Source organism: Pseudomonas sp. GW531-T4 (genome assembly GCF_017349615.1).
Taxonomy (GTDB): Bacteria; Pseudomonadota; Gammaproteobacteria; order Pseudomonadales; family Pseudomonadaceae; genus Aquipseudomonas; species Aquipseudomonas chlororaphis_I.
Genome location: NZ_JACMZT010000009.1, coordinates 50,627 through 64,080 on the forward strand (window position 1 = coordinate 50,627; position 13,454 = coordinate 64,080).

Here is a 13,454-nt window from a genome sequence, read left to right on the forward strand (position 1 = left end):
AACACCGTCTGTAGGAGCGAGGCTTGCCCGCGATAGGTTTCCGGCTGACGCAGATCCTCAGATCAGCGGCTCGTCAGCCTTCTTGTTCTTCCAGCCATCGTTGCCCGGCAGGATCAGGTTCAGCGCAATCGCGACGATGGCGCACAGGGCGATCCCTTTCAGGCCGAAGTCGTCCGGTCCGGTACCGGTACCGATCAATACCCCGCCAATCCCGAACACCAGAGTCACCGAGACAATCACCAGGTTGCGGGCTTCGCCCAGGTCGATCTTGTGACGGATCAGGGTGTTCATGCCCACCGCTGCGATCGAGCCGAACAACAGGCAGAGAATCCCGCCCATCACCGGAACCGGAATGCTTTGCAGCAGCGCACCGAACTTGCCGATGAACGCCAGGCTGATGGCGAAGATCGCCGCCCAGGTCATGATTTTCGGGTTGTAGTTCTTGGTCAGCATTACCGCGCCGGTCACTTCGGCGTAGGTGGTATTGGGCGGACCGCCGAACAGGCCGGCCGCGGTGGTGGCGATGCCGTCACCGAACAGGGTGCGATGCAGGCCAGGCTTCTTCAGGTAGTCGCGACCGGTCACGCTGCCGACCGCGATCACTCCGCCGATGTGCTCGATGGCGGGAGCCAGGGCCACAGGAACGATGAACAGGATCGCCTGCCAGTTGAACTCCGGCGCAGTGAAGTGCGGCAGTGCCAGCCAGGGCGCCGCGGCGATCTTCGCGGTATCGACCACGCCGAAGTAGAACGACAGGGCAAAGCCCACCAGCACGCCGGAGATGATCGGCACCAGGCGGAAGATGCCTTTACCGAACACCGCGACGATCAGGGTGGTGAGCAGCGCCGGCATCGAGATCATCATCGCCGTCTGGTAATGGATCAGCTCGCTGCCGTCACCGGCCTTGCCCATCGCCATGTTGGCGGCGATCGGGGCCATGGCCAGGCCGATGGAAATGATCACCGGGCCGATTACCACCGGCGGCAGCAGCCGGTCGATGAAACCGGTGCCCTTGATCTTCACCGCCAGGCCCAGGAAGGTATAAACGAAACCGGCCGCCATCACGCCGCCCATGGTCGCGGCCAGGCCGAACTGGCCCTTGGCGAGAATGATCGGGGTGATGAAGGCAAAGCTGGAGGCCAGGAATACCGGTACCTGGCGCCCGGTCACGAGCTGGAACAACAGAGTCCCGAGACCCGCCGTGAACAGCGCCACGTTGGGGTCGAGACCGGTAATCAGCGGCATCAACACCAACGCGCCAAAGGCCACGAAGAGCATCTGCGCGCCAGACAGCACCTGGCGCCAGAGCGGATCGTTGAACTCATCCTGCATGCTCAGGCGTCCTTCTGCTTGGTGCCGAAGATCTTGTCGCCGGCATCGCCCAGGCCCGGGATGATGTAGCCGTGCTCGTTGAGTTTCTGATCGATGGAAGCGGTGTAGATGGTCACGTCCGGGTGAGCTTTCTCGACGGCTTCGATGCCTTCGGGAGCGGCGACCAGCACCATGGCGCGGATGTCCTTGCAGCCAGCCTTTTTCAACAGGTCGATGGTCGCGACCATGGAGCTGCCGGTGGCGAGCATCGGGTCGATGATCATGGCCAGGCGCTCGTCGATTTCCGGAACCAGTTTTTCCAGGTAGGTGTGCGCCTGCAGGGTTTCCTCGTTGCGGGCTACGCCCACGGCGCTGACCTTGGCGCCCGGGATCAGGCTGAGCACGCCTTCGAGCATGCCGATACCGGCGCGCAGGATAGGTACCACGGTAATCTTCTTGCCGGCGATCTTCTCGACCTGGACAGGGCCGCACCAACCCGGAATTTCATAGGATTCGAGTGGCAGGTCCTTGGTGGCTTCGTACGTCAGCAGGGCACCGACTTCCTGAGCGAGCTCGCGGAAGTTCTTCGTGCTAATGTCGGCGCGGCGCATAAGGCCAAGTTTGTGTCGGATCAGCGGATGGCGGATCTCACGGATGGGCATAGGGAAAGGCTCCGGCGGCGGGCAAAAAAACCGGCCTAGATTAATCTATCCGAGGGTGTTGTCCTATAGACATCTAAGTACGTTAGTCCAGAAACGCTTGATCTGACCGGGCCGGATGCGTACCTTTGCTCGCTTTTCCGAAACTGCCACCCCCCTGGAGAGCGCCATGTCCGCTGATCTCGAGCATATCCGTCAAATCATGCGCGAGGCTGACTGCCTGTACACCGAAGCTGAGGTCGAGGCGGCCATCGCCCGAGTCGGTGCACAAATCAATGAACAACTGGCGGAGCGCAATCCGGTGGTTTTCTGCGTGATGAACGGTGGCCTGATCTTCTCCGGCAAGCTGCTGACCCACCTCAAATTCCCGCTGGAAGCTTCCTACCTGCACGCCACCCGCTATCGCAACGAAACCAGCGGCGGCGAGCTGTTCTGGAAATCCAAGCCGGAAGTGTCCTTCATCGACCGTGACGTGCTGATCATCGACGACATCCTCGACGAAGGTCATACCCTGGGCGCGATCATCGACTTCTGCAAACACGCCGGCGCCCGCGCGGTGCACACCGCCGTGCTGATCGACAAGGACCACGACCGCAAGGCCCGTCCCGACCTGAAAGCCGACTACGTTGGCCTGCCATGCGTGGATCGCTACATCTTCGGTTACGGCATGGACTACAAGGGTTACTGGCGCAACGCCGCCGGCATCTTTGCCGTCAAGGGCATGTGAATCATGAGCGAGCCGAGCTTTCTGGATCAGTCGCTGTTTGCCGAACTGGCCGAAAAAGCCTCGGCCAGCCCCCGTGGTCGCCACCACCACAACTTCCATCAGATGCAAGAGCCTTGTCACCGCATGGCGGTGGGGCTGCAGCCCTCCACCTACATCCCGCCCCATCGCCATCTAGGTGACGACAAGGCCGAGACCCTGCTGGTGCTCAAGGGGCGCCTGGGCCTGCTGATTTTCGACGACGCCGGTCAAGTGCTGGGCAAGCGGGTGCTGCAGGCGGGTGGGGATTGCATGGGCGTCGACCTGCCGGTCGGCGTCTACCACGGCCTGGTGGTGCTTGAGCCCGATAGCCTGATGTTCGAATGCAAGGCCGGGCCTTATCGTCCGGTCGGCGAGGGCGAACTGGCCGCTTGGGCGCCCCGCGAGGGCGAGCCGGGTGTGGCCGAGTACCAGGCCTGGATGCGCGCCCAGTTCGACTGAGCGCCATCCTCGCTCCTGTAGCCGCTGCCGCAGGCTGCGATCGAGCGGCACGCTCGTAGCGATCTCAAGGATGTCAGAGGTCCTGCGGACCTATCGCAGCCTGCGGCAGCGGCTACAGGGTGGAAAGGACAACCCATGCTAGAGTGCATCACTCTTGCCTGGAGTCCCTCATGAGCCTTTTGATTCGCAGTTGCGCGGCCTTTGTTCTGATCCTGAGCCTGCCCCTGGCCGCCGCCCCTGCGCCCATGCACGCGCAGTTCCTGCCCCCCGATGACCTGACCCTGCGTGATGCCGCCCCCGAGCAGCAACAGTTGTTGCAGGTCACCGAGTACTCGGTGGTCATCGGCAGCCAGCGCCAATCCAACCAGCAACCGATCCCGGTGACCTCGCCGCTGCTGGTCCGCCTCAAGGGCAAGCCGCTGAACAAGGGCGCGACCATCAGCCAGGTGCTGGTGAACTTCGACGGCGAGAGCAAAAGCCTGAAAAAGCCGCAGTTCGACGACAAGACCAAGACCCTCACCCTGTTCTACCCGCTGGCCCAGTATCGGGTGGTGATGGACCTGCTGCGCAACGACACGGTGTATTGCCAGTTCCTCAGCTACGCCAACGGCCACATCTGGGCCGATCTGCACACCGGCGCGGTACGCTCGCGTTGAGGCCCGACGCGGCCTGGGGGTAAACTGCCTGCCCCGTGAAATGTCTGCGAGCTGGAGTCGGCAATGCGTAAAGATAAGAAACAAGTGATTGGTGACGAGATCGGCGATGCGCAGATCAAACTGTTCCTCGATTTCGAGCCGGCCGACGCCACTTCGCCGTCCCTGCACAAGCTGATCAAGGCCTATCGTGGCCTGCGTATCGACGATTTCGAACGTTTTCTGGTGTTCTTCGTCGAGGCCGGCTACGACCTGGATGGCAAGGACGAACATGGCAAGGACTTCGTGGCCCTGATCCAGGACCAGCGTAACGCCGCCGATTACATCGAACTGATCGAAAAAGCCCGCGGCTGAAAACGCGCTGCGCCGGCTGTGGTTGTCTTTAAGCGGCCATAAAAAACGCCCCGTTCTCCAAGAGAGCGGGGCGTTTTTCATGAGCGCGGCTTAAGCGTAGCTTTCGGCTTCGCTGCTCTGCTCGACCAGCTCCAGGCTGACGTTGTTCTCGCTGTTGATCTTGCGATACAGCGTAGCGTCGGTTTCCAGGGCCTTTTCACGGGCCGGGAAGATTTCCTTGAGCTTGCTGGCCCACTCACCGGTCGCCTTGGCCGGGAAGCAGCGCTCGATCAGTTCGAGCATGATCGAGACAGTCACCGAAGCGCCTGGCGAAGCGCCAAGCAGCGCGGCGAGAGAGCCGTCCTTGGCTGCGACCAGCTCGGTGCCGAACTGCAGCACGCCGCCTTTCTTCGGATCTTTCTTGATGATCTGCACCCGCTGGCCGGCCACTTCCAGGCGCCAGTCTTCGGCTTTGGCTTCAGGGTAGAAGCGACGCAGGGATTCCAGGCGCTGCTCCATGGACTGCATCACTTCGCTGACCAGGTACTTGGTCAGGTCCATGTTGTCGCGAGCCACCGCCAGCATCGGGCCGATGTTGCCGGCGCGAACCGACATCGGCAGGTCCATGAAAGAACCGTGCTTGAGGAACTTGGTGGTGAAGCCGGCGTAAGGTCCGAACAGCAGGGATTTCTTGCCATCGACCACACGGGTGTCCAGGTGCGGCACGGACATGGGTGGCGAACCTACGGCCGCCTGGCTGTAGACCTTGGCCTGGTGCCGCTTGACCACTTCCGGGTTGTCGCAACGCAGCCACTGGCCGCTGACCGGGAAGCCGCCGAAGCCTTTGCTCTCCTCGATGCCCGAAGCCTGCAGCAGCGGCAGCGCCGCGCCGCCAGCGCCGAGGAACACGAACTTGGCATCGACGTCGCGGCTGTTGCCGCTGTTGACGTCCTTGATGCTCACGGTCCAGCCGTTGTCCTTGTTGCGTTTCAGGCCGGTCACGCGCTTGCAGTACTTGACCTGGGCATCGGGTGCGCTGGTCAGGTGCTTGAGCAACTGGTTGGTCAGGGCGCCGAAGTTGACGTCGGTGCCATTGATCACGCGGGTGGCGGCGATGACTTCGTCAGCCGGGCGGCCAGGCATCATCAGCGGCATCCACTCGGCCATCTTGGCCTTGTCCTCGGTGTATTCCATGTCCGCGAAAGCGTGGTGCTTGCTCAGCACTTCATAGCGCTTCTTCAGGAAGGACACGCCGTTCTCGCCCTGGACGAAGCTCAGGTGCGGCACCGGGCTGATAAAGGACTTGGACGAGCCGAAGGTGCCTTTCTTGGTCAGATAGGACCAGAACTGCTTCGACACCTCGAACTGGGTGTTGATGTGCACGGCTTTCTTGATATCGATGGAACCGTCGGCGGCCTGTGGCGTGTAGTTCAGCTCACAAAGGCCGGCATGGCCGGTACCGGCGTTGTTCCACGGGTTGGAACTTTCCGCGGCACCCGAATCCATCAGCTCGACGACTTCCAGCTTGATCGCGGGGTCGAGTTCTTTGAGCAGTACAGCGAGGGTGGCACTCATGATGCCGGCCCCAACCAATACGACGTCTACTGCTTCGTTATGCGCCATTAACGCGTCTCCAAAATCTGCAGCACCAAATTGACGGCATAGCTGCCAGGAGTAGGGGGCGGTTCACGTTATGCCCCAGGTCACTCATGGCCAGGATCGCCATGTCCGAATCTTCGCAATTTTTCGCAACTTCGACGGACGCTACCAACCAGGCCTGATCCGCGTATGAACGCATTTCAGGGCAGGGCGGGCAATTCGACTTATGGTCAAGAGTCCGTTTGTGCAACCAAATCCGTAGCGGACAGGCTTCAAGCGCAAGTATCTGAGGCGTGCTCGGTCCTGTGTAATCGGGCTGTTGTAGACGCTAATGGTGCCAGTACAGACGCAAAACTATTCATTTGCTCGCCACACTCTTGTGAAGTTGTGAAAACCCGTTTTTTCACGCTCTTTTGAAGACGTGAACCTCAAAAAAGGGCTGTCCAAGCCTGGCACCGGCCCGAGGGGTGAATGCCGACATGGAACACGTGGCATTAACGGGCGAACAGCTCAGTGGCCGAGCAATGGCAGCTCTGCAGATGCGCGAAAAGCGGTGGTTTGCAAGATGAACAGCAAGCACACCGGCTTCACTCGATCTGTGTGGGCGGCTCTCTGTGGGCAATGCGGGGGAGCTGATGCTGATGCGTCAGCGATGCTGCGAGGCCCGATCAGGAGACGTCCTTATAATCGGGGGGAGATTGTAACGAAGAAACGCGCAGAAATGATCCTGTTTAATGACTTTTATTAGGCTTTTGGTCAGGTAGCCATCATCGGTTGTACCCGGGTGCGGGCAATGCGTGGGCTGACACGGGCGCTGGCGGGGAGCGGCTGGTGCAACCAGTTGAGACGGATTTCCTCGATTTCCACCCAGCCGTCGCCCATTGGCGGCACTTTGCAGTGCTTGAACGCCTGGCAACGGCCCTGTGGGTCGAGCTTGGCGAAGCTGCGGTATTTCTGGCGCGGAGCGAACAAGGACCAGAGGAAATGCATGGCGATGTACCTGTTGGGCAGTTGCGATGAAGAATGCCGCCTGGGCGTTACATGGCCATGTAACGCTCGTGACGGGGAGGTTACAGCAAGCGCCTGGCACCGAACCTGTATGAGAGCTGACTGACTCGCGCCGGGCCGCTGGTTAGCGGCCGCCGACCCCCGCTATACTGCGCGCCTGTCTGTGCCTGATTTCTGGAGAAATGAGCATGTTGCAACGCCTGTTGTTCGGTTTGATCACTGTGACCAGTTTGACGCTGGCTGGTTGCGCCCATAGCCCGCAACAACTCAGCCCGGAACCGAAGCTCACCACTCAGCTCGCGCCGGTCGGCCATGGCCAGCCGGTGGTCGTGAAAGTGGTCGACGGCCGTCCGTCGCCGACCCTGGGTACCCGTGGCGGGCTTTACCCTGAAACCAGCGCGATTACCGTCCAGGGCGCGCAGATCCTGCCGAAGCTGCAGGCCCAGGCCGAAGCTGCGGTACGCCTGCTGGGCTTTACCCCGACCGCCAACGCGCTGAATGCCCCACAGCTGACTGTGACCCTGACCGAGCTGAAGTATCAGTCGCCCAAGGAAGGCCTGTACGTGACTGAGGCCACCATCGGTGCGACCTTCCGCTCCGATGTGCAGAACGCCAACCGCCGCTACAGCGGTCGTTACGGCGCGTCCCTGGACCAGCGTTTCGGCATGGCGCCGAACCAGGAAACCAATACCAAGCTGGTCAGCGACGTACTCAGCGATGCCCTGACCCGCCTGTTCAAGGACCCGAGCATCGGCCAGATCCTCGGCGAATAATCTGAGCCTGTGGCCGCTGCCGCAGGTTGCGATAAGGCTCATAGAGCCTTGCTTGACGCCTTAAGCTCCGGACACAAAAAAGCCCGGCTTCCACAGAAGCCGGGCTTTTTATTGGCTGTCGATTTGTTTCGAGCCTGGCCTCACGCCGCCTCGACGTAAAAATCCAGCACGCTGACCCCTGTCAGCAGATCGGTTTCCGGAAGGTCCGCATGCTGGTGCCCGCCGAGGGCGCAATACACCAGCCAGTGGCGGTCCTGGACGTTGAAGGCCAGGCCACCGACCAAGGCTTCCTGTTCGTCGCTGGGGGCGATCAGGTAGAGGCGATCCTGGTTTTCTGCGTGCAGCATGACAAGCTCCGTGTCGGTTTCGAGGGGCGCCAGACTGGCCTGTTTGTATGACGAACGTATGACAGGGCGAATTAACCGGCCAACGGGTTGTTATCTGTCGGAAAGCCCAGGCAGAAAGTGGGCCTTTGGGTAAAATCCGCGCCGCGAGCCGCCAGGGCTCGTTATCCGGTTTCATTCGAGGTTCGTGATGTCGCTGCAACTGATCTGGTCGCTGTTCAGCGCCCACCCCGCCAAGCTGATCAATATTCTTGCCTTGCTGTTCGCCTTTCCCGGCAGCTGGTTGTTGCACGCCACCCGACGTCGCGAGCAGCGCGCACTGGCCAATCTGGCCGCCCAGGGCCAATCCCGTTCCCAAGAACCGCTACCGGCGCAGACGTTGGATGATGCGACCTTGCGCATGAACCGGTTCTTCTACCGTTTCGGTTTTGCCTGCCTGGGGCTGGCGTTGCTGGTGTCGTGGATCAGCACCCGGTTCTGATGTGGCCCGCAGATCGCTATCGCGAGCAAGCTCGCTCCTACAAGGGGCGTTACTCGCAATCAACGTACAGAAACGACAACGGCGCCCGAAGGCGCCGTTGTTGTGTGCGGTGAGCGTTATGGCAAGGCCAGTCCCGCCTTGACCCGATACTGATTGCGCACCGGCGTCGCATATTGCAGCACCAGGTACGGGCGATGCTCCTCCGGGCAGGCGTCCAGGCGCCGTTGCCACTCTTCCTGGGCCTTGGCCAGTTCGTCCGCCGGGAACACCTGGGCCGCGCTCGGAACCTGCAGCTCCGGATCGGCATCGCTCCACTGGGCGTAGGCCAGGTAATGCACCGGGAACAGGCGATAGCCGCCGAGGATCTGCCGGTCCATCTCCACCGCCAATTGCTTGGTGTCCTCGAACAACTCGCTGATCGGCGCGGCGAAGTTCACGTGGACCCGGCCTTTATAGCCGGTGATGCCCTTGGCGATGCTGATATCGTCCTCGCCCGGAGCCTTGGTATAGCTGCCGGTGGTGGCGCGGATATACAGCTCGCGGGCCTTGGCCTGATCGCAAGGGTCGTATTCGTAGCTGATCGATACCGGGGTCAGGTTCAGCGACTGGATGACCTCGCCGAACGGCTCGTCCTTGCGGCTCATGTGGAACATCTTGAGGATCGCCGACTCGGTACGGTCATCGCCGTCCTTGGCCCGGCCTTCGGCCTGGGCGATCCAGATCGACGCGCAATCGTTGCGGATCGAGTGGTTGATGTAGGCCGACAGCAGTTGGTAGGCGGCCATCTTTTCCCGGCGTCCGGTGATCGAACGGTGCACGATGAAGCTCTTGTTCAGGCGCATCAGGTCGCTGACGAAAGGCTTCTGCAGCAGGTTGTCGCCGATGGCGATGCGCGGGGTCGGCAATCCGGCGTGGTACACCGCGTAATTGACGAAGGCCGGGTCCATCACGATGTCGCGGTGGTTGGCGATGAACAGGTAGGCGCTGCCGGACTTGAATTGCTCGACCCCGGTGTAGGTCACGCCGTCGGTGGCCCGCTCGATGGTGTGGTCGACGTAGAACTCGACCTTGTCCTGCAGGGTCGCCACCGAAGTGACCGCGGCGAACTCACGACGCAACCGATGAGCTATAAGGGGTTTGAGCAGCCAGCCGAAAGCGCCGGCAAAGCGCGGGAAGCGGAAGTGGGTGAGGATATCTAGAAACGCCTTGTCGCCGAGCAGTCGAGCCAGCACCGCTGGTACTTCACTGTCGTCGTAAGGTCGGATGGCATCGAATTCGCCCATCATGCTCTCTTGTTGGAAACGGCTAGGTAAGAAAAGGTTTGGATCGAAAAATAGCCGGGCGCGGTCTGAAAAGTAAGCTCAGATCTCAATAGCCCTGCAAATAGACCGGCGATTATACGCACAAGTCACTCCGGAGGCCGCGATGCTGGAAACCGAACGCTATCAATGTCCCTACTGCGGTGAAGAGGCCGAGGCCGTGCTGGACCTGTCCGGCGGCGATCAGCAGTACATCGAGGATTGTCCGGTCTGTTGCCGGCCCATTGTGTTCACGTTGCAGACCGACGGTGAGGAATGGATGCTCGAGGTGCACAGCGAAAACGAGTGAGGGGGTTATATGCAGCGAGTCTACGAACCGGAAAACCTGCTCGAAGGGGAATTGCTCCAGGGCATGCTGGCCAGCGAGGGGATCGAAGCGCATCTGGTGGGGCGGGATTTGCTCGGCGGCACCGGTGAGTTGCCGGCGTTCGGCCTGCTTGGGCTGGCGGTGGATAACGACCAGGCGCAATACGCCCGGGAGCTGATCGCCGCGTACAATGCCGCGCTGCCGATGCCCGGCGACGAGCCGGCCAATCATGCTGGCGTGCTGATCTGTTAGGCTGGCCGCCGATTTTCCGAGAGTTGTTTGCCCCATGTGTGGACGTTATGCCCTGTTTCGCTGGAACCAAGCGTTTGCCGCCTTGCCCGGATTTCCGGCGGATCAGCAGGCGCAGTGGAATATCTCGCCCAACGATTCGGTGCTGATCCTGCGCAGCAGCGATGGCCAGCGCAACCTCGCCCGCGCCCGCTGGGGCCTGACGCCGCCCTGGCTGACCGATCTGTCGCGCACCCCGGCCCATGCCCGTGCCGAAACCCTGGCCGAACAGCCGATGTTTCGCGAAGCCTTTCGCCAGCGCCGCTGCCTGTTGCCGGCCAACGGTTTTTACGAATGGCGCGGCGGCACCCGTAAACGCCCGTACTGGCTGACGCCAGGGGAGGGCTCGTCGCTGTTCTTCGCGGCGATCTGGGAAGCCTATCCGGTGCAGGAACAGGTCTGGCTGAGCACCGCGGTGGTCACCCAGCCGGCGGCCAGCCAGCGTCGGCCATTGATCCTCGATGCCCAGGGCCAGGAAGCCTGGCTCGACCCACAGACGCCATTGCCGGTGTTGCAAGCCTTGCTGGCCAGCCCACCGGCCGCCTTGCGCGAGCGGGTGCTGGCCAACCTGGTGAACGATCCGAAGCTCAATGCCCCGGAATGCCTGACCCCGGGTTGACGCCGTCCTGTGGCGCCAACCCGGAATCGTGTGGCCTGAATCAGCGAGCGCTTCGCACGGAGTGCCGCCCAGCTCGATCGCAGCCTGCGGCAGCGGCTACAGAGTCGGTGCCGGGCTCTTGAGTCGCGCCGCAATCCCTGTAGCCGCTGCCGAAGGCTGCGCAAGGTCCGCAAGACCTTGAGCGTTAGTACGGGCCACGCCTGCTTTGCGGCCGGTCGCAGCGGCTTACACCTTGAACTGATTGATCAGGCGCCGCTGCTGCTCGGCCAGCTTGGTCAGGCCGGCGCTGGCCGCGCTGGACTCGTCGGCGCCGCCCGCCACTTCGTTGGCCACCTGGCCGATATTGATCACGTTGCGGTTGATGTCCTCGGCGACGGCGCTCTGCTCTTCGGCGGCGCTGGCGATCTGGGTGTTCATGTCGTTGATCACCGACACCGCCTGAGTGATGGTTTCCAGGGCCTCGGCCGCTTTCGCCGCGTGCTGCACGCTTTCGTCGGTGCGGTTCTGGCTGTCTTCCATGACCCGTACCACATCGCGGGTGCCTTGCTGCAACTGCTGGATCATCGACTGGATTTCTTCGGTCGCCTGCTGGGTCTTCTGCGCCAGGTTGCGCACTTCGTCGGCCACCACGGCAAAGCCTCGGCCTTGTTCGCCGGCGCGGGCGGCTTCGATGGCGGCGTTGAGGGCCAACAGGTTGGTCTGCTCGGCGATGCCGCGAATGGCGATCAGGATCGCGTTGATGTTCTCGCTGTCCTTGGCCAGGGTCTGCACGACGCCCACGGCCCTGCTGATCTCCACGGCGAGGGCGCCAATCGCGGTCGAGGTGTCGCGCACGATCCGCATGCCCTGGCTGGCGGCCTGGTCGGCATGGTTGGCGGCTTGCGCGGCCTGGGTCGCATTGCGGGCCACGTCCTGGGCGGTGGCAGTCATTTCATGCACCGCGGTGGCCACCTGGTCGATCTCGGCCATCTGCTTGTGCACGCCCTGGTTGGTGCGAATGGCGATATCGGCGGTGTGTTCGGAGGAGTCGCTGACACTCTGCACCGAGGTCACCACCTGGCTGATCATCGCCTGCAGCTTGGCCAGGAAGGTATTGAAGCCCTTGGCGATCGAGCCCAGTTCGTCGGCGCGGTCGCTGCTCAGGCGGCGGGTCAGGTCGCCTTCGCCCTGGGCGATATCGTCGAGCATGGCCACCATCTGCTTGAGCGGACGGGCGATGCCGTGGCCCACCAGCCAGATCACCAGCAGGCCGAGGCCGGCGATGATCAGGCCGACCATGGCCATGCCGAGGGTGTCGGCCTGGCGTTGTTCGGCCAGGTCGTTTTGCAGTTTCTGCAGGTCGGCCATGACGGCGTCCAGCGGCAGTTGCAGCATCAGGGTCCAGCGGGCGTCGGTCTGGCCAATGCCGAACGGCAGGTACAGCTCGATCCGCCCGTGGGCCTGGTCGACGTTGTAGTTCACTTCGCCGCGCTTGAGGTTGCCGAGCTTGGCGACTTCTTCGCTGTCGAGAATGTCGCTGACCTTTTCGCCGAACTTGCTCGGGTCCTTGGTGTAGGCCACCAGCCGGCCATTACCACCGATCAGGGCCATCTCGCCCACACCGTTGTAGAGTTTCTGGTTGGCGCCCAGGAGCATGTCCTGGATGAAGTTCACCGACAGGTCGGCGCCGACGATGCCCTGGAAGGCCCCGTCGAGCAGGATGGGTTCAATAAAGGAGGCAAGCATGACGATCTTGTCGCCGACCTTGTACGGCGCCGGATCGATCACGCAGGATTTCCTGCTTTCCTTTGAGCACAGGTAGTACTCGCTGGCGCGTACGCCGGTGGACAGGACTTTCTGGTCGTCCACGTCCACCAGTTTGTCCAGGCCCAGGCTGCCATCTTCGTTGCGGAACCACCACGGCAGGAAGCGCCCGTTGCTGGCATCGATACCCACTACCTTGGTGTCGACATAGGCGCTGTCGTTATGGTCGATGGCGTTCTTTTCCCAGCCTATATAGGCACCGAGAATCTTCGGGTTCTGTGCGACGTTTTCCTTGATCAGGCTGATCAGCTGTTCGCGGCTGAGATTGAGCTGTGGATTGCCGTCCGCGCCCTTGCTGCCGATCAGCGCGTTGACCCGCACCAGCCCGCCGGCGATCAGCAGGGGCGCCTCGAGTTCACGCTGGATCTGGCTGACCTGGGTCTGTGCCAGTCCGACCAGCCGCTGTTCGATGACTTGCTCGAATTGAGCCTGGGTTCGCTGTTGCACCATCTCCTGGGTCCGGGCACCGGCGAACAGGGCGTACAGCACCAGGGCAACGACCACGCTGAGGACGATGGCACCGGCCAGGGCGGCCACGGAAAACTGGATCGACTTGAATTTCATAAGGGCTCCGGACGCAGGAATGACGTCTGCCCCGCTGTATCGGCAAGGCCCTCGCCGACCATGAGCGAGGATCGGAAAAATGACTGTTTTGTAGGCTGACATGTCGCAAATGGACAGCTGCCGGGCGTTGTCGGGCGCGGCGGGGAGGGTTCTGTGAATTTTTTCCTACGCTGCCCTGTAGCTGAAAAC

At 61.9% G+C, this 13,454-nt stretch carries 16 protein-coding genes and 1 pseudogene; 9 read left to right on the forward strand and 8 right to left on the reverse strand.

What is annotated here, in order from left to right; genetic code table 11:
* Positions 1–57: 57 nt before the first annotated feature.
* Positions 58–1,332, reverse strand: coding sequence for a uracil-xanthine permease family protein (locus tag J4D28_RS09505; RefSeq protein ID WP_041984212.1), 1,275 nt, complete (start codon positions 1,330–1,332; stop codon positions 58–60).
* A 2-nt stretch (positions 1,333–1,334) separates the two neighbouring features.
* Complete coding sequence (gene upp, locus J4D28_RS09510; RefSeq protein WP_007928379.1) at positions 1,335–1,973, reverse strand: uracil phosphoribosyltransferase; 639 nt, start codon at positions 1,971–1,973, stop codon at positions 1,335–1,337.
* A gap of 166 nt (positions 1,974–2,139) precedes the next feature.
* Between upp and J4D28_RS09515 the strand changes: the two genes are divergently transcribed.
* From J4D28_RS09515 to J4D28_RS09530, 4 genes are all read left to right on the forward strand, one after another.
* Positions 2,140–2,697 (forward strand): hypoxanthine-guanine phosphoribosyltransferase, encoded by a 558-nt coding sequence (locus J4D28_RS09515; protein ID WP_007928381.1) that lies wholly within the window; start codon positions 2,140–2,142, stop codon positions 2,695–2,697.
* Positions 2,698–2,700: 3 nt separating this feature from the next.
* Positions 2,701–3,174, forward strand: coding sequence for a WbuC family cupin fold metalloprotein (locus tag J4D28_RS09520; RefSeq protein ID WP_028683375.1), 474 nt, complete (start codon positions 2,701–2,703; stop codon positions 3,172–3,174).
* A gap of 170 nt (positions 3,175–3,344) precedes the next feature.
* Positions 3,345–3,830 (forward strand): hypothetical protein, encoded by a 486-nt coding sequence (locus J4D28_RS09525; RefSeq protein ID WP_028683374.1) that lies wholly within the window; start codon positions 3,345–3,347, stop codon positions 3,828–3,830.
* A gap of 63 nt (positions 3,831–3,893) precedes the next feature.
* Positions 3,894–4,181: a PA4642 family protein gene (locus J4D28_RS09530; protein WP_007928384.1), complete on the forward strand. Its 288-nt coding sequence runs from the start codon at positions 3,894–3,896 to the stop codon at positions 4,179–4,181.
* Positions 4,182–4,271: 90 nt separating this feature from the next.
* On the opposite strand, the gene mqo is transcribed toward J4D28_RS09530, so the two are convergent.
* Both mqo and J4D28_RS09540 read right to left on the reverse strand, forming a co-directional pair.
* Positions 4,272–5,783, reverse strand: a complete 1,512-nt coding sequence (gene mqo, locus J4D28_RS09535) for a malate dehydrogenase (quinone) (RefSeq protein WP_009050773.1) — start codon at positions 5,781–5,783, stop codon at positions 4,272–4,274.
* Positions 5,784–6,515: 732 nt separating this feature from the next.
* Complete coding sequence (locus J4D28_RS09540) at positions 6,516–6,749, reverse strand: hypothetical protein (RefSeq protein ID WP_092417690.1); 234 nt, start codon at positions 6,747–6,749, stop codon at positions 6,516–6,518.
* 206 nt (positions 6,750–6,955) lie between these two features.
* Here J4D28_RS09540 and J4D28_RS09545 point away from each other — a divergent pair, with 206 nt between their 5' ends.
* Positions 6,956–7,540: a YajG family lipoprotein gene (locus J4D28_RS09545; protein WP_009050771.1), complete on the forward strand. Its 585-nt coding sequence runs from the start codon at positions 6,956–6,958 to the stop codon at positions 7,538–7,540.
* A 140-nt stretch (positions 7,541–7,680) separates the two neighbouring features.
* Here the strand turns inward: J4D28_RS09545 and J4D28_RS09550 are convergent, their stop codons facing one another.
* Positions 7,681–7,887 (reverse strand): hypothetical protein, encoded by a 207-nt coding sequence (locus tag J4D28_RS09550; RefSeq protein ID WP_009050770.1) that lies wholly within the window; start codon positions 7,885–7,887, stop codon positions 7,681–7,683.
* A gap of 187 nt (positions 7,888–8,074) precedes the next feature.
* Between J4D28_RS09550 and J4D28_RS09555 the strand changes: the two genes are divergently transcribed.
* Positions 8,075–8,365: a hypothetical protein gene (locus J4D28_RS09555; RefSeq protein WP_009050769.1), complete on the forward strand. Its 291-nt coding sequence runs from the start codon at positions 8,075–8,077 to the stop codon at positions 8,363–8,365.
* 116 nt (positions 8,366–8,481) lie between these two features.
* Here J4D28_RS09555 and J4D28_RS09560 read toward each other — a convergent pair whose 3' ends face one another.
* Positions 8,482–9,651, reverse strand: a complete 1,170-nt coding sequence (locus J4D28_RS09560; protein ID WP_036985434.1) for a 1-acyl-sn-glycerol-3-phosphate acyltransferase — start codon at positions 9,649–9,651, stop codon at positions 8,482–8,484.
* Positions 9,652–9,790: 139 nt separating this feature from the next.
* Between J4D28_RS09560 and J4D28_RS09565 the strand changes: the two genes are divergently transcribed.
* Genes J4D28_RS09565 through J4D28_RS09575 form a run of 3 tightly spaced genes read left to right on the forward strand, consistent with a single transcriptional unit; the run spans position 9,791 to position 10,898 of the window.
* Positions 9,791–9,973: a CPXCG motif-containing cysteine-rich protein gene (locus J4D28_RS09565; protein WP_009050767.1), complete on the forward strand. Its 183-nt coding sequence runs from the start codon at positions 9,791–9,793 to the stop codon at positions 9,971–9,973.
* Between the two features lie 9 nt (positions 9,974–9,982).
* The gene (locus tag J4D28_RS09570; protein ID WP_009050766.1) at positions 9,983–10,243 is read left to right on the forward strand and encodes a putative signal transducing protein; all 261 of its coding nucleotides are present in this window, start codon (positions 9,983–9,985) and stop codon (positions 10,241–10,243) included.
* Positions 10,244–10,277: 34 nt separating this feature from the next.
* Positions 10,278–10,898 (forward strand): SOS response-associated peptidase, encoded by a 621-nt coding sequence (locus J4D28_RS09575; RefSeq protein ID WP_016703569.1) that lies wholly within the window; start codon positions 10,278–10,280, stop codon positions 10,896–10,898.
* 225 nt (positions 10,899–11,123) lie between these two features.
* Here J4D28_RS09575 and J4D28_RS30650 read toward each other — a convergent pair whose 3' ends face one another.
* Positions 11,124–11,966 carry a methyl-accepting chemotaxis protein gene (locus J4D28_RS30650; RefSeq protein ID WP_404940513.1) on the reverse strand — a complete coding sequence of 281 codons (843 nt, stop codon included), beginning with the start codon at positions 11,964–11,966 and terminating at the stop codon, positions 11,124–11,126.
* 12 nt (positions 11,967–11,978) lie between these two features.
* A pseudogene (locus J4D28_RS30655) lies at positions 11,979–13,367 on the reverse strand (HAMP domain-containing protein); the annotation flags it as partial.
* Between the last annotated feature and the right edge of the window lie 87 nt (positions 13,368–13,454).